The organism is Bacillus sp. AFS023182 (genome assembly GCF_002560575.1).
GTDB lineage: Bacteria > Bacillota > Bacilli > Bacillales > Bacillaceae_G > Bacillus_A > Bacillus_A arachidis.
The window spans coordinates 37,305-59,329 of sequence record NZ_NTRO01000051.1 but is presented as its reverse complement, the minus strand read 5'-3'; the positions used below and the strand labels follow the sequence as shown (position 1 = coordinate 59,329).

At 33.8% G+C, this 22,025-nt stretch carries 21 protein-coding genes and 2 pseudogenes; 5 read left to right on the top strand and 18 right to left on the bottom strand.

Annotated features, from left to right (window positions below):
* Window positions 1–17: 17 nt before the first annotated feature.
* The 5 genes and pseudogenes from msrB to CN288_RS19850 all read right to left on the bottom strand — a co-directional run bounded on the left by msrB (window position 18) and on the right by CN288_RS19850 (window position 5,204).
* Window positions 18–470 (bottom strand): peptide-methionine (R)-S-oxide reductase MsrB, encoded by a 453-nt coding sequence (gene msrB / locus CN288_RS30260; RefSeq protein ID WP_372440484.1) that lies wholly within the window; start codon window positions 468–470, stop codon window positions 18–20.
* Between the two features lie 45 nt (window positions 471–515).
* Window positions 516–983, bottom strand: a pseudogene (gene msrA, locus CN288_RS30255) (peptide-methionine (S)-S-oxide reductase MsrA); the annotation flags it as partial.
* Between the two features lie 250 nt (window positions 984–1,233).
* Entirely contained in the window at window positions 1,234–2,265 is a 1,032-nt protein-coding gene (locus tag CN288_RS19860; protein WP_026592126.1) for an AI-2E family transporter, read from the bottom strand.
* A 448-nt stretch (window positions 2,266–2,713) separates the two neighbouring features.
* The gene (locus CN288_RS19855; RefSeq protein WP_026592127.1) at window positions 2,714–3,454 is read right to left on the bottom strand and encodes a LytR/AlgR family response regulator transcription factor; all 741 of its coding nucleotides are present in this window, start codon (window positions 3,452–3,454) and stop codon (window positions 2,714–2,716) included.
* On the bottom strand, window positions 3,429–5,204 hold the full coding sequence (locus CN288_RS19850; protein ID WP_098302937.1) for a sensor histidine kinase: 1,776 nt from the start codon (window positions 5,202–5,204) through the stop codon (window positions 3,429–3,431). Before CN288_RS19850 ends, CN288_RS19855 begins: the two co-directional genes overlap by 26 nt.
* Window positions 5,205–5,412: 208 nt before the next feature.
* On the opposite strand from CN288_RS19850, the pseudogene CN288_RS19845 reads away from it, so the two are divergent.
* A pseudogene (locus CN288_RS19845) lies at window positions 5,413–5,583 on the top strand (MFS transporter); the annotation flags it as partial.
* A gap of 105 nt (window positions 5,584–5,688) precedes the next feature.
* On the opposite strand, the gene CN288_RS19840 reads toward CN288_RS19845, so the two are convergent.
* On the bottom strand, window positions 5,689–6,759 hold the full coding sequence (locus tag CN288_RS19840; protein ID WP_026592129.1) for a nitric oxide synthase oxygenase: 1,071 nt from the start codon (window positions 6,757–6,759) through the stop codon (window positions 5,689–5,691).
* A 351-nt stretch (window positions 6,760–7,110) separates the two neighbouring features.
* Window positions 7,111–7,701, bottom strand: coding sequence for an AmiS/UreI family transporter (locus CN288_RS19830; protein ID WP_026592130.1), 591 nt, complete (start codon window positions 7,699–7,701; stop codon window positions 7,111–7,113).
* 481 nt (window positions 7,702–8,182) lie between these two features.
* On the opposite strand from CN288_RS19830, the gene CN288_RS19825 reads away from it, so the two are divergent.
* Window positions 8,183–8,596, top strand: coding sequence for a hypothetical protein (locus CN288_RS19825; protein ID WP_098302936.1), 414 nt, complete (start codon window positions 8,183–8,185; stop codon window positions 8,594–8,596).
* 143 nt (window positions 8,597–8,739) lie between these two features.
* Here the strand turns inward: CN288_RS19825 and trhA are convergent, their stop codons facing one another.
* Complete coding sequence (gene trhA, locus CN288_RS19820; RefSeq protein ID WP_098302935.1) at window positions 8,740–9,387, bottom strand: PAQR family membrane homeostasis protein TrhA; 648 nt, start codon at window positions 9,385–9,387, stop codon at window positions 8,740–8,742.
* A 154-nt stretch (window positions 9,388–9,541) separates the two neighbouring features.
* Here trhA and CN288_RS19815 point away from each other — a divergent pair, with 154 nt between their 5' ends.
* Entirely contained in the window at window positions 9,542–10,102 is a 561-nt protein-coding gene (locus CN288_RS19815) for a DUF1836 domain-containing protein (RefSeq protein ID WP_026592133.1), read from the top strand.
* Between the two features lie 122 nt (window positions 10,103–10,224).
* Here the strand turns inward: CN288_RS19815 and CN288_RS19810 are convergent, their stop codons facing one another.
* From CN288_RS19810 to CN288_RS19785, 6 genes are all read right to left on the bottom strand, one after another.
* Entirely contained in the window at window positions 10,225–10,839 is a 615-nt protein-coding gene (locus CN288_RS19810) for a hypothetical protein (RefSeq protein ID WP_098302934.1), read from the bottom strand.
* Window positions 10,829–11,380 (bottom strand): sigma-70 family RNA polymerase sigma factor, encoded by a 552-nt coding sequence (locus CN288_RS19805; RefSeq protein WP_026592135.1) that lies wholly within the window; start codon window positions 11,378–11,380, stop codon window positions 10,829–10,831. Before CN288_RS19805 ends, CN288_RS19810 begins: the two co-directional genes overlap by 11 nt.
* Before the next feature lie 106 nt (window positions 11,381–11,486).
* Window positions 11,487–12,932, bottom strand: a complete 1,446-nt coding sequence (locus tag CN288_RS19800; protein ID WP_098302933.1) for a DEAD/DEAH box helicase — start codon at window positions 12,930–12,932, stop codon at window positions 11,487–11,489.
* A 163-nt stretch (window positions 12,933–13,095) separates the two neighbouring features.
* Window positions 13,096–14,373, bottom strand: a complete 1,278-nt coding sequence (dctP, locus tag CN288_RS19795; protein WP_026592137.1) for a C4-dicarboxylate transporter DctP — start codon at window positions 14,371–14,373, stop codon at window positions 13,096–13,098.
* Between the two features lie 125 nt (window positions 14,374–14,498).
* A complete protein-coding gene (locus CN288_RS19790) occupies window positions 14,499–15,197 on the bottom strand; it encodes a response regulator (RefSeq protein ID WP_026592138.1) in 699 nt (232 codons plus the stop codon).
* Window positions 15,187–16,788 carry an ATP-binding protein gene (locus CN288_RS19785; RefSeq protein ID WP_098302932.1) on the bottom strand — a complete coding sequence of 534 codons (1,602 nt, stop codon included), beginning with the start codon at window positions 16,786–16,788 and terminating at the stop codon, window positions 15,187–15,189. The genes CN288_RS19790 and CN288_RS19785 overlap by 11 nt, the downstream gene beginning before the upstream one ends.
* An 87-nt stretch (window positions 16,789–16,875) precedes the next feature.
* On the opposite strand from CN288_RS19785, the gene CN288_RS19780 reads away from it, so the two are divergent.
* Both CN288_RS19780 and guaC read left to right on the top strand, forming a co-directional pair.
* Complete coding sequence (locus CN288_RS19780; protein ID WP_090692800.1) at window positions 16,876–17,949, top strand: DctP family TRAP transporter solute-binding subunit; 1,074 nt, start codon at window positions 16,876–16,878, stop codon at window positions 17,947–17,949.
* 298 nt (window positions 17,950–18,247) lie between these two features.
* Window positions 18,248–19,231, top strand: a complete 984-nt coding sequence (guaC, locus tag CN288_RS19775) for a GMP reductase (protein WP_098302931.1) — start codon at window positions 18,248–18,250, stop codon at window positions 19,229–19,231.
* Window positions 19,232–19,334: 103 nt separating this feature from the next.
* Here the strand turns inward: guaC and CN288_RS19770 are convergent, their stop codons facing one another.
* From CN288_RS19770 to CN288_RS19755, 4 genes are all read right to left on the bottom strand, one after another.
* A complete protein-coding gene (locus CN288_RS19770) occupies window positions 19,335–20,213 on the bottom strand; it encodes a radical SAM/SPASM domain-containing protein (protein ID WP_026592142.1) in 879 nt (292 codons plus the stop codon).
* A gap of 244 nt (window positions 20,214–20,457) precedes the next feature.
* Entirely contained in the window at window positions 20,458–20,727 is a 270-nt protein-coding gene (locus CN288_RS19765) for a DUF3955 domain-containing protein (RefSeq protein WP_098302930.1), read from the bottom strand.
* 566 nt (window positions 20,728–21,293) lie between these two features.
* Window positions 21,294–21,773, bottom strand: a complete 480-nt coding sequence (gene rlmH / locus CN288_RS19760; protein ID WP_001026999.1) for a 23S rRNA (pseudouridine(1915)-N(3))-methyltransferase RlmH — start codon at window positions 21,771–21,773, stop codon at window positions 21,294–21,296.
* Between the two features lie 59 nt (window positions 21,774–21,832).
* A complete protein-coding gene (locus CN288_RS19755; protein ID WP_098302962.1) occupies window positions 21,833–22,018 on the bottom strand; it encodes a CxxH/CxxC protein in 186 nt (61 codons plus the stop codon).
* Between the last annotated feature and the right edge of the window lie 7 nt (window positions 22,019–22,025).

Below are 22,025 nucleotides of genomic sequence, written 5' to 3'. Positions count from 1 at the left end.
CCTCGCGCGCAGCGAGGTTATTTTTTATTTCCAAACAAAATGAGAAAATCTCCATAGCCTTCTTTTTCTAATTCCTCTTTCGAAATAAAGCGAATTGCCGCTGAATTAATACAATAACGGAGACCATTTGGACCTGGTCCATCTGGGAATACATGACCAAGATGAGAATCTCCTTCCTTACTTCTTACTTCCGTACGCGTCATATTGTGACTAACATCCAGTTTCTCTTTTACACTAGCTGACATAACCGGCTTTGTAAAACTTGGCCATCCGCATCCGCTATCAAATTTATCTAAAGAAGTAAATAGTGGTTCACCGGAAACAATATCTACATAAATGCCTTCCTCTTTATGATCCCAATATTCATTTTGAAAAGGCGGTTCTGTACCATTTTCTTGCGTTACATAAAATTGCATATCTGTTAATCGTTCTTTTAAGTGCGCATTATCTTTTGGCCAATGTTTTTTAATAAAAGCATCCCGACCTGATCCTTGACGGTATAATTCATAACGGAAAGCATTCTTCTTGTGATAATCTTGATGATACTCTTCAGCTGAGAAGAACGTAGTAGCCGGAAGAATTTTTGTAACAATTGGTTTAGAAAAACGACCGCTCTCAGCAAGTGCCGTTTTTGAATCTTCTGCTTGTTCACGTTGCTTCTCACTATGATAAAAAATTACAGTTTCATAAGAATGTCCGCGATCATGAAATTGACCGCCGACATCTGTTGGATCAATCTGTCTCCAATATATGTCTAGTAATTTTTCATATGGCATTTTATTTGCATCGAATGTAATTTGTACCGCTTCATAGTGCCCTGTCGTTTCTGAGCATACTTCTTTATATGTTGGATTCTCTTTATGCCCGCCCGTATAACCTGAAACAACCTTAATGATTCCTTCCATCTCTTCAAATGGTGAAACCATACACCAGAAACACCCTCCAGCAAATGTAGCAAGCTCTACTTTTTTATTTATAGTCAATTTGCATCACCTCACTATTTATCCCGCCTTAACGGGCAGTAAGCCCCCACCTCAAGGTTCAGATAGAAATAAGGAAGGTCGGTGGCTGATCAACTGCCCGTTAAGGTCTGATTGGTTCAACTAATAATCAGTGGGGGATGAAGAAAATCCCCACTGATTAAAGTTTCACTTTATTCTTTCTACAGTATGGCATATAAAGGTAGACAATATGAAAGAAAAAGCATCAGCGCCCGATGCTTTTTCTACTTTATTATTCAGCAAGATCCATTTCTTTTTCATCACTCGTTACATCCAACACATCTAATAAAAACATAAAGATTGGGATACCGATAATCAGTCCCCATACACCTAAAAAGTGTTCTGAGAAAATTAATACCATAAATGTATAGAAAATCGGTAAATTAGTTTTTTGCGACATAAATTTAGGATTTAAGACATAACTTTCAAGTGCATGAATAACACCAACAATTATTAAAATATACACTACATAAGTAATGCTACCAATATTATAAGCAATCATACAAAGTGGAACGAGCGAAATGATTACACCAGCTACCGGAATTAAACCAAGTAAGAAAATCATTAGCGCTAATCCGAGTAATTGTGGAAATCCTAAAATCCATAACGCAATCACTGATAAGATACAATTAACAATTGCAATTAGAAATTGCGCTTCAATTACTTTTCCAAATGAACGAGCAAACTTCTTTCCAAAATATTCAATTTCGTTATAAAAAATTGCAAGTCTACTCTCTTTAAATTTCGCAGTAAAAGCTACAATACGAGCTTTTTCAAGTAAGAAGAACAAACTTAAAATAAGTGAAAGTAAAAATTGCAAACCAAATTTCCCGACATTGGCAATAGACTTATAAAGAATATCTACACCTTGCCCCACATATTTGGAAAGCTCCATATGGTTAATAGCATTAATTGAAGCCTTTATAATCTCATTATCAGGTGGATTTTTAAGGAACACATTGAACTGGTAGATCAATTGTGAAATTTGTACCGTTAATACCGGTAGATATTTAAATAATGTAATGGAGATCCCACCAACTAACAGTACATATAAGAATGCTATAATAATTTTCCGATTAATCGGCATAAAGTTATTTAATTTCCGAGAAATAAACTTTTGGAATCGATCCATTAAATACGTAAAAATGAACGTAATTAAAATTAAATTAAACATACTTTTTAGCCCGTATAACATAAGGGCTAGTAAGAGTAATACAAGTAACCTCTGAAATCCTTTGCTTTGAAACAGGTTTTTCATTTGCATAATCGACGAGTGATCTCTCCTGTCCTATAAAGTGAAACTTTAAAAAGTGGGTTTTCTCTATCTTCCCCCTATTATCCTCCCTCATAAATCGGGCTTTCCCAGGCAACTTATTCTCTACTTAAATTTTTTGCTGACGCTAGATTTAAGCTCTAGATATTACTGCCTGTTAACGTGTAATAAATCCTGTTACTTTCTATTTTACAATACAATCATCCTTTTCAGAACGCATTCTATAAAGTATTAATGAAGATTTAAGGAAAATTCTTTTTTTCTCGTATAAAAATAGGTCTTACCATTACTGTAACACAAAAAGCGAGCTATCAATAGAAATCTGTTCTACTAACAGCTCGCTTTTATACTTTTTATAAATTATATTCCGTTAACCGATAAATGGCATAACTATCGGAATAACAACTACTGTTACAGCAATGCTTGCCATCACTGCTTCTTAAATACGAAGCAGCTTTTTGAGTTCCTTTGCATATGTCCGACTTACCGGTACTTTGGAAGTATCTTTCATAATCAAATTATAAGTGGAATTAAACCAAGGCTGTATTTCTGAAATATGATTGATATTCGCAATAAAACTACGATGAACGCGCATAAAACTTGTTTGTGGTAATTTTTTTTCTAAAATAACAAGTGTATCATGTGTTACATATGTTTCTCGAATCGTCTTTACAGTTACTTTCCCATCAACGAGCCCTACATAAACGATGTCTTCAATATTCACAAGTACAATAGATTCCTCTATTGGCAACGCAAGCTTATGCATCTCAGCAGTTACGTCTGGTACCTTCACGTCTTGCTTTTTCTCTGTTTCACTTTGCTTTCGTTTCTTATATTTTTTCAGCGTCTGTGCAATTCGCTCTTCATCAAATGGTTTTAAAATATAGTCTAACGCATCCACTTCGAATGCTTGCAGCGCATATTGATCATACGCTGTTGCAAAAACAATGGCCGGCGGGTTCTTCATTTTCTTTAATATATTTGCAATCTCAAATCCATTATCATCTGAAAGCTGAATATCTAAAAAAACAAGATCCGGTTTACTACCCATCAGCTGTTCTAATGCATCTTCTACACAATCTGCTTCCTCAATTACGTCAACTTCCTTTGTTCGTTGTAATAGATACTTCAACTCATCTCTTGCTAACATCTCATCATCTACTACTAATACCTTTAACACTACTTCCTTCCTCCCTTACACTTTGAATCGGAATTGCAAAGAAGATCTCTGTTCCTTTTTCTAGTTCACTCTTAATATGAAGTATTGTTCCCTTCCCAAATAACCCTATTAATCGCTCATTGATGTTATATAAAGCTGTTCCCGTTCCTTTTTTTGATGGTACAACAGCTCTTCCTAATTGCTCTAAGCGCTCTTGTTCAATTCCCTGACCATTATCTTTCACTTTAAAGTGAACCATGTTCCCTTTAGCATGAGCATAAATCTCTACCTGACAAATAGGTTGTTTTTTCGGAAAGGCGTGACGAAGTGCATTTTCCACTAATAACTGTAATACAAATGGTGGCAACAAAACTGTCTGTAATCCTTCTTCAATATACGTTTTCACCTCATATTTATTTGGGAACCGTGCTTGTTCTAATGATAAATATGCATGTACATGATTCAGCTCTTGCTCTAATGGAATAAGTAACTGACGTGCTCCCTGTAAATTACAGCGAAAATAAACGCTAAGTTGTAATAACAGCTTCCTTGCCTTTTCTACATCTGTGCGGCATAAAGCTGATACTGTATTAATCGCATTAAATAAAAAGTGCGGATTGACTTGTGCTTGCAATGCCTTTATTTCTGCATCTTGAAGTAATTTACTTTGTAGTTCTGCCTCGCCTAACTCAAGCTGTGTAGAGAAAATCTTTGCTAATCCTTCTGCTAATTCCTCTTCTACACGACTTAATCGGTTCGGGTTTTTAAAATACAGCTTTAATGTCCCAATTGTATTCCCATGTGACGTTAACGGAATAACCACCGCTGCTTGTAATGGGCAACCTTCATGCTGACACTTAATAGCCACCCTCGATTTCGCTTTCATTATTTTCCCTGTGTTTAACACTTCTTTTGATAGTCCTGTAATTAGACTATGAGAAGGAATATGATGATCGGATGCTAGCCCAATATGCGCTAATATTTTTTCAGTATCGGTTAAAGATACCGCATCTGTCCCTGTAAAGCGATGGATAATTTGTGCCACATGTTTACACGATTCCTCCGTTAAGCCTTGCCGAAAATAAGGAAGGGTCTTATCTGCGATACGTAGTACTTTATGTGTTTGCAACGCTCTCGCATTTTCTTCTTGGCGCAAAATAGCTTGTACCATCGAAAGTAAAATATAACTACCGAAACTGTTTACAAGAATCATAGGTAATGCGATCGTTTTCACAACATTAAAACCATCTTCTACAATAAACAAAATCATAACCATTTCTAAAGTAACAATAAAAACACTTAAAATAGCTGACATTTTAGGTGTAATGACACGATTATACTTTCGGAAAATATACCCAATATAGCCAGTAATAATTCCTGCCAAAATAGATGAAATTGCACAGCTAAGAGCTGTCGTTCCCCCAAGCATATAACGATGAATACCAGCAATAAATCCGACGCCTATTCCGATAATCGGGCCACCTAATAATCCACTAATTCCAACACCCATAATACGCGTATTGGCAATCGTACTTGATGAAGAAACACCTTGCAGCCAATTTTCATTCATAATTGTATTTCCTGCAATCTCAATTCCCGTGTAATTGCTTAGAATTGCAAATAACGAAAAAATACAAATAAGCATCAGCTTGTCTTTATATTCATCCTGTTTATGAAGAATGCGCCGAAATGTTTTAATATGTGAAAGTAAAAAACCCAATATAACAATTAATCCAACGCGCTCAATCATCATAAGTACTAAATCTAGCATCCGTGATTCATCCTCTGTTTGTTTAGTTAGTTTTATTATCGGAAAATAGTGAAGGTACCGTCAAGGAGAACACCGTATATTTCATGTAATTTTATAATATAAGGCATTTAAAATAACCACATATTATTTATCTGACAACAAAACTCAAGAATACTAAAACTAAAGCAATATAATTACAGTCCTTTAACACAGCCCCGTGAGGTTGAGAAGGAAGTCGGAATATAAGAAAGAACTACTCCAAAAGGAACGAAAAGGCACTTTAACAGTTGCTGAATTTGAAACACTGAAGCATATAAAAAAGTTCCCACTTTGCAAATTATTTTCAAATAATAAAGTAACAATGACAACATTCGGGCTCATTATTATGTCATTTATTCAATTGGGCTTATCACAATGCTAGTATGTGTACCGGAGACAAAAGGAAAAGTACTAGACTAAACCTAATCAAAAAAGCATTGAAATTCTTCATTTCAATGCTTTTTTATTATTTATGAAAAAAATTTGGAGTTAGAATATCATTGGGATAAGGTTTGTGATAAATATGAGTTGTAGCCGGCGATAATGGTGGAATGAGCCAGACCCAGTTTCCCGTCACAACGCGTCCACAAGCAGCTTCTTGCTTTTCAAATTGTGCAAATTGCTGCGCTGCTGTATGGTGATCAACAATACTTACTCCCTGTTTCTTGAACGAATGTAAAACAGCTATATTTAACTCTACTAACGCTTTATCTTTCCATAGTGTACCGTTTCTAGATGTATCCAGGTTCATCATTTCTGCAACAGCAGGTAGTAAATTATAACGATCATGATCTGCTAAATTACGTGCACCAATTTCTGTTCCCATATACCAGCCATTAAAAGGAGCAGCGGTATAAGAAATACCTCCAATCTCTAGACGCATATCTGAAATCATTGGTACTCCATACCATTTTGCCCCTAAAGATGCAAATGGATATTCCGGATGCTCAATCTCAACCTCTTTGACCTCTTCTTTAGGAATTCCTCTATATACAGGTTCTCGTCCATCAATAGAAAATACGAGTGGCAATACATCAAAACCTGTATCTTCCCCATGCCAACCCAGCTCCTGACAAAACGCAGTAAATGGAACTGAATGGGAATCACCAATCACTCCCATTTCTGTTTCATATCCCGCATAACGAATCAACTGATGATTATAAATTCGAATATTATTTTGTTCGCCATTATACTGCTTAAAAATTGTAATCGTTGGTTTAATTTTCCCGTTATTCGTTGCATATCGAATATGATGAATAAGTGCATTATATACACCTTCCTCATCATTCACTTCACGGGCATCTAATATATGCATTTTATTCCAAAACAATCTTCCAATACATCGATTACTATTTCTCCATGCCATACGTGCACCATGGACAAGTTCCTCAAAAGTATGCTCATACGTTCCTGTCGCTTCTACTTCCGATGCAATTTGAGTGAGACGTTCTTCTATTTGCCACTCTCTACCTAACTCTTCATAACAAGTCGTAATAAACTTCCTTGCCTCATCTATTAATTCTTTCACTTTATTCATAAGCAATCTCCTTCTATTTCAACAAGACACTATTACTTTACAGTATAAGCAAAAAGAAGTGTAGTAACAAACCAAATCAAGCTACACCTCTAGAAGATTTAACAGCACTATTAAATGAATCTTTCGTAAGTCCCCGCGTTACAATTGTCACATCATATCCAGCTGGCAAGAGGGTTTCTACTAATCTTTTCCAAAATCCCTTGTTTCGCCTAATAATAATATCTTTTTCACATTCATCATTCCCCAGTTATTTTCATTTCTATGGCGACTAAATAAATGATTATACTTAAATTTATTACCACATAAAAAAAGAAGAGAATCCGTATAAATTCTCCTCTTAGTGTAAAACAATTATTGTACTCGATATTTAAAAATGCAATAACAAAAATATAAAATGGAAAGCACTGAAACATAAATCCATACCTGATATACAAGTTGCGTTCCCCATACTCCCATAAAATAAAGAAGAGACGGAAACGTAAGTGTTACCCAAGATTGTACAAATGCTATTCTTCCAAGGTATTGATTTATATTCTTTTTTTGTACGTTTAATACAAAAAATAAATACCAAAGAAGTGCCCACATAAACCAAGTTAGTGCATTAACGATGTCTTGAAATTGGACAAACGATACAACCATATAGAATAATGCAACAATTGCTACCCATAAGGAAAACCATCCTAGCCCATTACCACTCATACCTGTAATAAATGTGATACCTACATATAAATAAGTCAATCCAAATAAGAAAGTGGCTGCATATGAATACACAGTCCAATTACTTTGATCAGAGATCATAATAAGATAAAACGGAATTACAATTTGTAGCACTCCTACAAATAAATTAAAAACCCCTGCACTTTTTTCCTCTGCTTTTCCTAATATAACGAGACTATTTAAAAACAACACCGCACCTGAAAGTAATAATCCAACGTACCCCATATATATTCGTGTGAAAATCATATTTTTCCACACCTTAACCTCCTTATAACGTAAAATCCTACTAGTGATATTGTCCTACCCATTTCAAATTGCATACACAGGGAACAACTATTATTTCATGTGTACTAACATTTTTTATCTAAAAATAAGTCAGACTTCCTACCTTAAAACAGAAAGAAAGCCAAGGAATGCAATCACTGTATCATATAATTAAAACGTTTTCAAAATAGTATATTTCTTTCTAACAATAAATAAAATCCATTTCATATAACACACTCTGAAAACAATAACATCATCATAACAGCATTACCTCTAAAAATAAATGTCAAAGACATTGGAATAAAATTCAAAAACCTATATTATTCTCCGCCCATTTCTTTTAGAAATAAGTAGAATCAATCATTTTCCTTATAGCAAACTAACATCTCTATCATAAAATATCGTAAGCTAAAAATTTATGTTTTATGAAAGGGGAGATCATATGCCTAAACAAGTAGTCCACTCAACAGGTGTATTAACACGTGAACCACAAACAGCTTCTATCCAAATAAATATTGTAAACTTGGATAGAAATTATGCACATTCTATTAATGTAGAGATATTAGATTGGTCCAACCATTCTAATCCAGTACAACTACCAATTCTAGTTGGAGAAAATAAAGTGGTAACTTTCCCATACTACTTGGATAGTGGAAATTTAGCAGTTTTATATGCAGATTTAGATGATAAAATTAATCTTTATGAAATTCGTATCACTCACTTCGATCATTCCAATATTATTACAAATTGCTCCGGACGCAGCTCATCTTCATCTACAGCTCAAGAAGGTGATAAAGTATATCATAAGCAACTCGTTCGAGTTCATCAAGGATATATTCCTCATCAAATCCTGTAATGAACGCGCACTTAATTGAGCAAACTTAGAATCACCTTATCTTCGGTTGATTCTAAGTTTGCCGTCCCCCATACCCTTCCTACTAAAAAGGCCACATACCTCTCGATATGTAACCTTTACATAAATAAAATTTATTAATTCAACTAAATAACATAACAATATACACATATAAAGTGGGCAAGACTACCTAATAGCACAAAAACATGAAAAATTTCATGATGCCCCATATATTTAAATTCTAGCCATTTTGGTTTTGTTCCGTAAATAAATCCACCAATCGTATAAAAAACGCCACCAATTACTAAAAACAACATACCCTCTATACTTAGATTTTCCGATAGCGGTGCAAAGAATAAAACGATTAACCATCCCATCATAAGATAAATTGCTGTTGATAACCACCTTGGACAATTAAACCAAAACATTTTAAAAACGATACCACACACAGCGGTTACATAAACTAAGACGAATAATAGCAAACCATTTGCAGTTTCTAATGTAATTAAACAAAAAGGCGCATATGTGCCTGCAATTAAGATGAAAATCATAGAATGATCCAGTTTTCTAAAGAAATAAATAACACGTTCACTTGCTACAACACTGTGATACACGGTCGAAGCTGCATAAAGAATCATCATCCCTACTCCAAATAGAATCACCGCTGAAATTGTAGAAACAGATGGCATTTTTACAGAGACTTTTACAAGCATAGCTAGTAAAGCAACAAATGATAAAACGGCACCCCCTAGATGGGTAAACGCATTAATCGGCTCCCTCACATAAGCATTCACATTAACAACTCCTCACATAATTACATGTAGTTTTGATAACTACATGTAATTATATACACATTACATATAAAGGTCAACATTTACAATTCATTTGTTTCGTAATACCATATTAAAAGATAAAGTGTACATTATTCCTACAAAGGTGAGGGTTTATATGGAAAACATAAAGAACTTACTCGAAACATTACATTTAGAAAAAAACATTACGCTTGAAGATATCCCTAATGTGGATTTATATGTAGATCAAGTGGTTCAACTATTTGAAAACAGCTACGGTAATACAACACGAACAGAAGATGAAAAAGTGCTTACAAAAACGATGATTAATAACTACGCAAAAGGAAAATTGTTCATCCCCATAAAAAATAAAAAATACTCAAAAGAACATATGATTTTAATTAGTTTAATTTATCAATTAAAAGGCGCCCTCTCAATTAATGATATTAAAAGTGCTTTGGCAAATCTCAACGAGAAAATAATAAACGAAGATACTTTTGAACTAGACACCCTCTATAAAGATTATCTTGAACTCACAAAAATAAATGTTGAAAACTTTAAAAAAGACGTAGATAACCGATTGGCTGAGTTAAAAGCTACTACTCCATTTGAAGATAAAGAGTTGGAAAAATTCTTACTGCTAACCTCATTTGTAACAATGAGCAATATGTATAGACGCTTAGCAGAGAAATTAGTTGATGATTTAAAGAACTCTTAAACATAAAAAAGAGCCATCTATTTCGATGGCTCTTCTTCATAGAGTTTTTACTGATAGCGATCTAAAAATTCAAATATACGACGATACACATACATTTCATTTTCTTTCTTTGTAAATCCTTTTTAATGGTCTCTTTTCGAATGGATCTCTCTATCAAAATACTTAGCTATAACATCTCTATCTGAGTTATTAATAACCATATTAATTCTTCCTTGTAAATACCCATACAACATCCAGCTCGAACACTCTCTTAATTGATCATACTTGTCCTTTTTAGCTTTAAAACATAATACCGTATAGTCTTTTCTTATTTTGTAATAGTATTTAAAGATATCATCATAATCAATAATATATGCCCTTTGAATTTGATAAAGCTCCTTTACTTCATAAATCATAATTTTATGTCTTGTTCCAAAAACGACGAATCGACTTCCTACATCCATAAGCGCTAATGGCATTACAGCATAGTCTGCTGAACACATAATTGCGCCCAAATGATGGCCGCCTGTAGCTTGTGCTTGAAATTGTAATTCGATAAATTCGTTTTCTTCTAATTCATTATTTGCCTTTTCTTCTATCTCTTTAAAATTTTCTCTAGCAATTCGTTTTCTAATATCTTTTTTCTTATTCTCCAAATTCCCAATAAGGCGCTCCCCTATTGCTTCAAATTGGGATATTTCTTGTTCATCCCACTGCTCGAAAACAATTTGATCGATACTATAGTTTTCACAATTCATAATACCCCTCCATTACTCTTTTTAATTTTTGCTTTCCCCTTGATAATCTTGTATACACTGCACTTGTACTCATATGTAGTCCTTTTGAAATATCCTCTATACTCTCATCAGCAATATACCTTCGATAAAAAATATTATGGTCTACATCATCTAGCTGATGAATTGCTTGTAAAACAAACTCTTTTTCCTCTTCTTTGAGTAATACTTTTTCTACATCTCCATCATCTTGTAGAATCAGTTGCTCTATTGTTTGTTCAATATGCTTTTGCTTAAGTTTCCTTTTATAATCTAGCGCCTTAAACTTTGCAATAGAAATAATCCAGTTCTTAAGCTGTCCTTTTTTAATTTGAAAGCTGTCTATTTTATACCAAAGTATGAGGAGAACATCGTTATAACACTCTTCAATTTCTACTCTTTCATGGCGCTCCCCTAATACACTTCCAATTACTCCATAAATCAACTTACTATATTGAAGAATCAATTGATCCAATGCTTCTGTATTTTGTTTTTTTATTTCATCTACTAATTCCCTATCATCCATATTCGCTCCCCCTTCACTTATATATACGAATGTAATAAATATATTCTTACATGATTTCCTTATTTTTCATAAAAAAACTACCCACCTGTTAGATGGGTAGTTCCATTTACTTAATCGCCTCGTGAACTTTTAACTGCTTACCTTTTATCGTCGTATTCTTCATCACTTTTAAGACAAGAGGACCTTTACCATTTAATATATCAACATAAGAAACATTATCTTGTATTGTAATAATTCCTATATCATCTGCTGTGACACCTGGGATTTTAGCAATTGTACCGACAAAATCTACCGCTCGAATCTTCTTTTTCTTCCCACCGTTAAAGTACAGCTTCATAATATCTTTATTTAGCCCTACATTTTTCTCTTTTTTCATAATTGGTTTAGCATTTATTTTTTCTTCAAAAGCTATCTTTCCTTTTGTAACATCCTCTTTTGATGGAGCATCTATTTGTAGAATCTCAAAACCAATATATTCTTCAATTTCAGTCAAGAATCTATCTTCATAAGGCGTTACGAATGTAATTGCTTTTCCACTATTACCAGCACGTCCTGTTCTTCCTGTCCGGTGTACATAACTTTCTTTTTCTAATGGAATATCATAATTAATAACATGAGTAATATTCTCAATATCAATTCCTCGCGCCGCTACATCTGTCGCAACTAAATAACGGAATTTCCCTCTTTTAAAATCATCCATTACTGCAAAGCGATCTTCTTGTACCATGCCGCCATGAATCTTATCACAAGGGTATCCAGAGCGTTTTAACTGTCTAAATACATGGTCTACATTTTCTTGTGTACGACAGAAAATAATACAGCTATCTGGATTTTCAACTGTAGTTATATCTTTTAAAAGTGAAAACTTTTCTTCCTCTCTCACATTCAAAAGACTATGTTCAATTTTATCTGTCGTAATACCAGATGCTTTAATCTCAATGTTAATTGGCGACCTCATATATGTACGAGATAAATTTTCAACGTCTTCTGGTAATGTAGCAGAAAATAGCATTGTCATTCGATTTATAGGTAATTCATCAATGATTGCTTCTACTTGATCGATAAATCCCATATTTAGCATCTCATCTGCCTCATCAATCACTAAATATTTCAGACGCTCTAAAGAAAAAGTTCCCTTTTCAATATGATCTAACACACGTCCAGGAGTTCCAACAACAATATGTGTTTTCTGCTTTAATTCTAATTTTTGACGTGCAAAAGGTGATTTTCCATAAACAGCTGTTGCCTTAATCCTTTTAAACCTTCCTATATTCGTTATATCCTCTTTTACTTGCACAGCAAGTTCCCTCGTTGGTGTAAGTATTAATGCTTGCGGCTTATTTTCTTCCCATTTGACCATTTCACAAAGTGGGATACCAAAAGAAGCTGTCTTTCCGCTTCCCGTTTGTGATTTCACAACAAGATCTTTCTTTTCTAGTGCAACTGGGATGACTTTCCCTTGAACTTCTGTTGGTTGCTCATATTTCAAGCTAGTAAGTGCTCTTACAATTTCCTTACTTAATGCGTAATCTTTAAAACTTCTTTTACTCATGTACTAACCTCATTTTGTTATATAGTATATTCTTTTATGTATTTTTCACCATTGTGTAAATATCATATGCATTATTTCATTATACTTGAATCTGCCCTCAAATCGGGATTAATATATATTTCAAAATAAAAAGCAGACTTATCATTAAGTCTGCCTTCCTATCCTATACAGCTTCCTTCGTCTCCTTCAATACTTTCATATCAGAAATTGCCTCTGCATGCCTTGTTTCATCGAATTCATTTTCACTTTTTGCAACAACGATTGTAGCAATTCCATTCCCAATTAAGTTTACAATCGCTCTTCCCTCACTCATAAAACGATCGACACCAAGAAGTAATGCCAATCCTTCTAAAGGAATAACCTTTAGTGCCGCTAAAGTAGATGCTAACACAATAAATCCACTTCCTGTTACACCAGCAGCGCCTTTAGACGTTAACATAAGTACTAAAATAATAGTGATTTGCTGCCCAATTGTTAAATCGACACCAAATACTTGTGCTAAAAAGACAACTGCCATGGATAAATAAATAGACGTACCATCCAAGTTAAAAGAATAACCAGTCGGAATAACAAGGCCAACAACAGATTTTGAACAGCCATATCGCTCCATCTTATTCATCATTCTAGGAAGTACAGATTCCGAAGAACTTGTTCCTAATACAATTAATATTTCATCTCGAATAAATTTCAAATAATTCCATAAGCTAAAACCATATATCTTACAAATAATATTTAAGACAACAAACACGAATAGAAACATCGTTATATATACTGACATCATTAATTTCCCCAGTGGCACAAGCGAAGCTAGCCCAAAGTGACCGATTGTATATGCCATAGCACCAAATGCCCCAATGGGTGCTGCCTTCATTACATAGCCAATAATGTTAAAAAATACGTGTGAAAGCTTGTCTAGGAAATCAATCACCGATTTTCCCTTTTCTCCAAGTGCAGCTAGCCCAACACCAAATAAAATCGAAAAGAATAATACCTGTAAAATATCACCCTTAGCAAACGCATCAACCATATTCGAAGGAACAATATGAGTAATAAAATCAATCCAATTAATACCCTGTCCCCCGCCTTGTGTATATTTAGATACGTCTCCTTTTGCAAGTTCATTAAAGTTAAGACCTGAACCTGGCTTCATAACATTTACAACGATTAATCCAACAATAAGTGCAAATGTTGTCACAACCTCAAAATAAATAAAAGCTTTTCCCCCAACCTTACCAACCTTCTTCATATCTCCCATTTTGGCAATACCAAGTACAATTGTTAAGAAAATAATTGGCGCAATTACCATTTTTACAGCATTAATAAACGTATCGCCTATCGGCTTCATTTCCTTCCCAACACTTGGCCATATAAGCCCAACTAATACACCGAGTGCAATCGCTGTTAATACTTGAAATGTTAAATTTTTAAATAGTCGTTTCACCTTTAACTCTCCTCCCCTTCTTCACGTTTAAAAACTTTCCCATCCTTATGTTTTACATAATGATAGCGTTTCCAATAAAAGGTGAGAAGTTTATGGTCATAACGAATATTTTGGTCATTTTGGTCTCACTTTTCTACATCACGATACACATAACGATTGACTGGTCTCCCAATCCCTCCATATTGAACTGCTAAATGAATCAAACCTCTTTTTTCTAAATAATCCAAGTAGCGCCGAGCAGTAACTCTAGCTATTCCAATTGCACTTGCTACCTCCTCTGCAGAACGAGGTTCATCTTGTTTTTTTACATATTCTTCGATTTCATTCAATGTAAACTCGTTTAATCCCTTTGGCAAATTACTTGCTGTTTTCTTAGAACGTCCAGAATATAATAATAAATCCAGCTGTTCCTGCGAAATCGCCCCAGTTTCCTTCAAACTCATTCTATATCGTCGATATTTTTCCAATGCTTGTTGAATTCGGTATAGCTTAAAAGGCTTAATAATATAATCCATTGCCCCATTTTGAAGCATAAGTTTAATCGTTTCCCTATCTTTTGCAGCAGAAACAACGATTACATCTGTTTCTAACTCAAGTTTTCTAAATTCCTGTAATACCTTAATACCATCCTTTTTCGGCATAAAAATATCTAAAATAACGAGATCTGGATTCACTTTTTGAACGATGTTAATCCCCTCCTCGCCATTATTAGCAACAGCCACCACTTGAAACCCCTTTACACTTCTAATAAATTCTTTATTTACTTCCTGAACCATCGGATCGTCTTCAACCAATAGTACTTTGATTTCCTCTTTATATTTCATACAATTCCGCCCCCATCTCCATTGGAAAAGTAATGATAAAAGAAGTTCCTTCATCTTGAAAAGATGAAATGTTAATCTCTCCTCTTCCCTTTTCAACAATTTGCTTTACTAGAAAAAGCCCATAGCCTGTTCCACCAATCTTATTCACAGTAAATCCTTTCTCATACACTTTTGGTAAATGCTCCTCTTTTATTCCACATCCATTGTCCTCAATTAATATTGCACATACATCTTCAGACTGTTCAATACTAATATCAATTCTTTTATTCTCTACCTCAGTTTGCTCAAATGATCCAAAGGCATTTTCGATTAAGTTACCTAGTAATACAACGAAATCATGTTGATCCAGTTGATAAGGAAATACTTCTAAATAACTATTTTGGTCAATTACGACCTGTATCCCTAATTCCTTTCCCCGACTTACTTTGCTCAAGAGGAGACCAGCAATAGCATCATTTTTAATCGTTTCATTTAAAAAGTTTGTTACACTTCCTTGTTCTTCTGAAGTGTGGAAAGCAAGTTGTAATGCCTTATCGGCTTTGCCAAGTTGAATTAAACCTGCTATTGTATGAAGCTTATTCATATGCTCATGACTTTGTACTCGAAGTGCCTCAACAAAGGTTTTCACTCCTGTTAATTCCTCTGCAAGCTTCGTAACTTCAGTGCGATCTTGAAAGATTGCCACAGCCCCAATCAGTTCATTATCTTTCTTGATTGGTATGCGATTACTTAGAATTACCTTTCCACTTACTTTTATCTCTTCATTGTATACTGCCTGATTCCTCTCAACGATTTCTGGAAGTCTCGTATCCTTTAAGACTGTACGAATGGGCTTCCCTACAACATTTCCATCTACATGAAAAACCTGCTTTGCTTTTTCATTAAAAATAGTAATAATCTCTTGATTATCAATTGCAATCACACCCTCATTAATCGAATGAAAGGTTGCTGTTCGTTCTTCTAACATCCGTTTAATTTCATAAGGCTCTAACTGAAACATCTGTTTTTTAATATGATTAGCAAGCATCAATGAACCCATCAATCCAAATATTAAAGTTAATATGACAATAAAAGTAATTTCTTCTGCTAATCCCAGCATAATCTCCCAGAAATTCGGTATTTTATTTCCAACAACAACAACACCAATTTGATTTAAATTTTGATCCTTAATAGGCATAAAAGCACGAATTACAGTACCTATCTCTCCTTTTGCTTTTGAAAAGTAAATATGCTCCGCAAATGCCGCTTCTTCATCCGTCCCTTTTGATGGCCTTCCAATCATTTCTTTTACAGGATGCGAATATCGAATTCGCTCCATATTCATTACTACTATATAGTCTGTTTCATTAATTACTCGTATATTTTCAATAGCCGGGTTCAGTGTAAACCATCCCGTTGCTTCCTGAAGTGATTTCTTTACATCTGATAATTCCGCCACTGTCCGCGCCGTATTCATTGATCTAATTCTTAATTCTTTCTCTTCCTTTTGTTGAATATTTGCGATGATAACAATTCCACCAATGAGTAATGAAAAAATAACTACTGCATAGGATAAAATTGTAATTTTCCAGCGGATAGGCAATTGTTTCACTGTTCGTTCCCCTTTCCCCTAAAAGCACCTTTACGAATAAAAATCTTCTCGGTATGCTTACAATAACGACCCACGAGGAGGTTTAAAATGAAAAAAATAGCTACTTTTATACTCCTTTTTATTGTTTTAATTACTAGCGCGTTATTTGTAAAGTTTCAAAGTCCTTTTTCCCAAGGGAAACTTGCATATGATGATGACCAAGAAGGACTAAACAAACAAATTGTTTTCAAATTTAGTCATGTTGTAGCAGAAAATACACCTAAAGGACTTGCAGCTAGTAAATTTGCTGAGCTTGTTAACGAAAAATCAAATGGTAATATAAAAATAGAAATTTTTCCAAACGGGAGTCTCTATTCTGATATAGAAGAAATTCGCGCTTTAAAAGCTGGACAAGTTCATTTTATTGCCCCTTCTACCTCAAAACTTGGAATGTTATCTCACGAATGGGGCGTGCTAGACTTGCCATTTGCCTTTCCAAGTTATGAGGCCATTCAAGAAGGCTTAAACGGAAAAATTGGAGAGCAATTACTTCAATCCTTACAAAAAGATAAGATTAAGGGGCTTGCCCATTGGTCGAATGGCTTTAAACAAATTACTTCAAATAAAGGACCTATTTATACCCCTAAAGATATACAAGGACAATCCTTTCGCATTATGCAAAGTGATGTTATCCAATCTCAATTTGATTTATTAAAAGTTGATGCACATCAAGATTCATTTAATTCTACATATAAATTAATTGAAACTGGTAAAGTTGATGGTGAAGAAAATACAATTTCAAATATCTACTCTAAAAAATTTTATAACGTTCAAAACTATTTGACAATTAGTAATCATGGTTATTTAGGCTATGTTGTAATGATGGATCAAAAAACGTGGAATCAACAAACGGAAAAAACGAAGCAAATATTACTTGAAGCAATGAAAGAAACAACCGAATGGAACAACCATCAATCCATCCGAATGAATGAAAAACAACTTGAACTTATTAAACAAAACTCATCCATCCAAATTCATACACTAACTGATGTAGAAAGAAAAGAATGGGAAAAAGCATTATCTCCTATATACGAAGATCTTACTCCTACAATTGGAGAGCAATTGGTAAATGATTTAAAAGAATTAAAAGAGAAATATCAAGTCCTTGAAGATAATAAATAACAAAAAAAGAAGGAGATTTTAAGCACCTTTCTTTTTTTGTTATTCCATTATTATATTTCAAAATATTATTTGACATTATCAATTAAACTTTAGTCATATATCTTTCAAAAACGAACAATATAAAGATAAAACAACAGATTAATTCGGTATTATTTATGATATTTTAAAATTCCACCCCTATATTTGATAAATAAACACTAAAATCTTTGACTTAATAAAAAAAATAATGTACATTATTTTTTGGACGAACATTTTCTTTTACTAAAGAATAAAATATTCGTATTTAGGGGTGTAATCTATGGAAAAAGTATTCGACTATGAAGATATTCAATTAATTCCTGCAAAATGCATAGTAAATAGCCGTTCTGAGTGTGATACAAGTGTGACTTTAGGAAAACATACATTTAAATTACCTGTCGTACCTGCAAATATGCAAACAATTATAGATGAAAAAATCGCTGTATATTTAGCGGAAAATAGATATTTCTATATCATGCATCGTTTTGAGCCAGAGAAGCGTATCTCTTTCATTAAAGATATGCACTCTCGTGGATTAATCGCATCTATTAGTGTTGGCGTTAAGGGAGAAGAGTACGAATTTGTACAACAATTAGCAACTGAACAGCTTTCTCCTGAATATATTACAATCGATATCGCACATGGGCATTCCAATGCGGTAATAAAAATGATTCAACACATTAAAACACATTTACCTGAAAGCTTTGTTATCGCAGGAAATGTGGGGACTCCAGAAGCAGTAAGAGAACTAGAAAACGCTGGTGCTGATGCAACAAAAGTAGGAATCGGACCTGGTAAAGTATGTATTACAAAAATTAAAACAGGCTTTGGAACTGGTGGCTGGCAATTGGCTGCACTTCGCTGGTGTGCAAAAGCAGCTAGCAAACCAATTATTGCTGACGGCGGTATTCGTACTCATGGTGATATAGCTAAATCAATTAAATTTGGTGCAACTATGGTTATGATTGGTTCATTATTTGCTGGACATGAAGAATCTCCAGGGGAAACAATTGAAAAGGATGGGAAGCTCTACAAAGAATACTTTGGTTCAGCTTCAGAATTCCAAAAAGGTGAAAAGAAAAACGTAGAAGGTAAAAAAATGTTTGTCGAGCATAAAGGATCTTTAGAAGCTACATTGATTGAAATGGAACAAGATCTTCAGTCGTCTATTTCTTATGCTGGTGGAACGAAATTAGATGCAATCCGTACTGTAGATTATGTTGTCGTAAAAAACTCAATCTTTAATGGTGATAAAGTATATTAAGCTCTATTTGCCCTTTAAGGGGAATAAATATTGATTATTATAGAAAAAAATGAGCAAGTACCTTATTTCGTACTTGCTCATTTTTCTTATGCGATCTCATTTCTTATTTTCCAAACCTTTTACGATATCCACATTTTCTACATAATTCCTCTACAGCCACTCTACGTGAAAATCCATCTACAATATTTTTTGCTCTATCCCCTTCGATAATCTCAGAGAATGAGGCCTCATTAATATTTCCAAGATTAATGATTCCCTCACCATCTAAGCAACAAGGAATGACAGTTCCGTTTGCTAAAATACCAGCTTGATTTCGAAGACCATGACAGAAGCCCTTTCCATCATCCTCTTCTTCATGCAAGGCCGGCCATTGAAATTCGTAATCTTGATTAATAAAAATGCGATCTGCAATTTTCACGCCACTTCCTGGTGTGATCTTCTCTTCAATTTTGTATGGTAAATCAAATTCTTTCTCAATAATTTCCAATAATTGTCTGTTTCTTTGTATTTCAAGATTCGTCTTATTGTCTTGTGTCAGGTTCCATAGTCTCAGCGAAACAATTAATTCTGATTGACTTGTTGCTTCTTTAATAAAGGAAAGGATGCTTCTTACATATCCTTCTTTATCTTCAGATCCTGGATGCCCATCAAAACTATGAAGTGAAAAATTCATTTGTCTTAATGCAGGTTTATTTAATAATTTATGTCTCTTTTTATGAATTAACGTTCCATTTGTTGTAATATTAACTTTAAACCCTTTTTCATGACTTAAGTCCAGCAATTGGTCTATTTTAGGATGGAGCAATGGCTCTCCCTTTACATGTAAATAAATGTAGTCTGTGTGAGGTTTAATTTGGTCTAATCTCTTAGAAAAATCCTCCACAGAAAGAAATTGCTTCTGCCGTTCTGTTGGCGGACAAAAGCTACATGCAAGATTACATACACTTGTAATCTCTAAGTAAAACTTCTTGAACTTTTTCAACCTCAATTCCCCACTTCTTTAACTACTTAGAACAAAATAAAATATTGTTCTATCAATATTACAGCACAATTTTTTATAAATAGAAACATACTTATTCAAGGAAACTAATTTTACCATTTTCTCTGTTTGAAAGCATATGATTTTACTTATCTTACTATAATCTAAACAAATAATTCTTCTAATTATTATAAAACATTAAAAAGGCCATCTGGGATTTTTAATTAGGAAGGTTCCTTTGGGGAATCTAGCTTTTATTTGTTGAACATTTACGATGTGAGCACGAAATATAATGGGCACAAAAAAAGAGTCTGGATTCAGGCTCTTTTTTAAATTTAGATATAACAAAACTAATGATACTGATAGTTAAAAATGCATAACCCATTGGTAGTAAATAAAACGGTTCTACAAGAACACCATTTGCTGCAACTGTAGATTCAGCACTAAGAATGTTATAACTAATTAAACATCCCATTCCTAAGATCAGTGGTATTAAAGTTACAATATATTTTTTCATTGTGAAACCTCCTTGGGTAAGAATTGTTTGATATAAAATAAGTACTTTATGGTTAGAATTATAATCTTCACATACAGTTAGTACTATTTAAAAACATGACAAAAAGCTTACAAATTTGTAAGCAAGGAGGTTTATGCGAGGGGCGTGACAGAGTCATCATAAGCCGCACAATATAATCCAACAAAAATATAAAAAGTATAGTCACAATGAAAGGTCATTCAACGAGATTGAGAATGTACTGTTCACTTACGAACATTCTTCGCTGGTATCACACGTAGATAAAACATTGGAATTTTTAAGGATTTATAAAGCAACCCAAATACTTTAAATAAACGATAGAAAACAATATATAGAACAAAAATTACAAGAACCTGCTATTAAAGAAGTTTTGTTTAATAAAGTTTTTGATACTCTTTCTGCTTTTTCAAAATTTCCACCTACACTGCCTGTAGAAAAACACAAATATTTCACACATACATTCGTATATCATTCTGACAAAATAGAAAAAAGAAGCACCGAAGATATTGTTTTATTCTTTGATACTTCTTCCTCAAATAACTATGTGCTTATTTATGATACGGTTCTCCACGATTAATCCGAAATGCCCGATACACTTGCTCTAAAAGTACCAATCTCATCAGCTGATGCGGCAATGTCATTTTCGAAAATGAAAGTGATTCATTAGAACGCTTCATCACTTCTGAACTAAGTCCAAGTGATCCCCCAATGACAAATGCTACTTTACTTTTTCCATATGTAGCAAGACGATCCAGATTCGCTGCAAATTCTTCTGATGACTTTTGTTTTCCTTCAATTGCTAATGCAATAACATGTGTATCATCTGAAATTTTATCTAGTATACGTATCCCTTCTTTTTCTTTTACAATTAACATTTCTGCTTCACTTAAGTTTTCTGGCGCTTTTTCATCCGGCAATTCAATAACTTCTACTTTTGCGTACGCAGAGAGTCGTTTTAGGTATTCTGCAATACCTTGTTTTAAATATTTTTCTTTTAATTTTCCGATTGAAATAATCGAGATATTCACACGTATTCCCCACCTTACAAACACGTTATCCACAAAACTTATCCACATATCCACACCCGTTACCCACATATTGTGTGAGAATCTGTGTTCGATACAACATATGTCGCCTTGTTTTGACAAAATTCACATGTTTTTTGATCTTTTTCTGAGTTATCCACACTGTTGATAACTGGCGCTACTTCACATTCATCCACAATGATATCTAACGCTAATTCTACATGTTCTAAACAACAAGGTAGCTTCATATTTTTC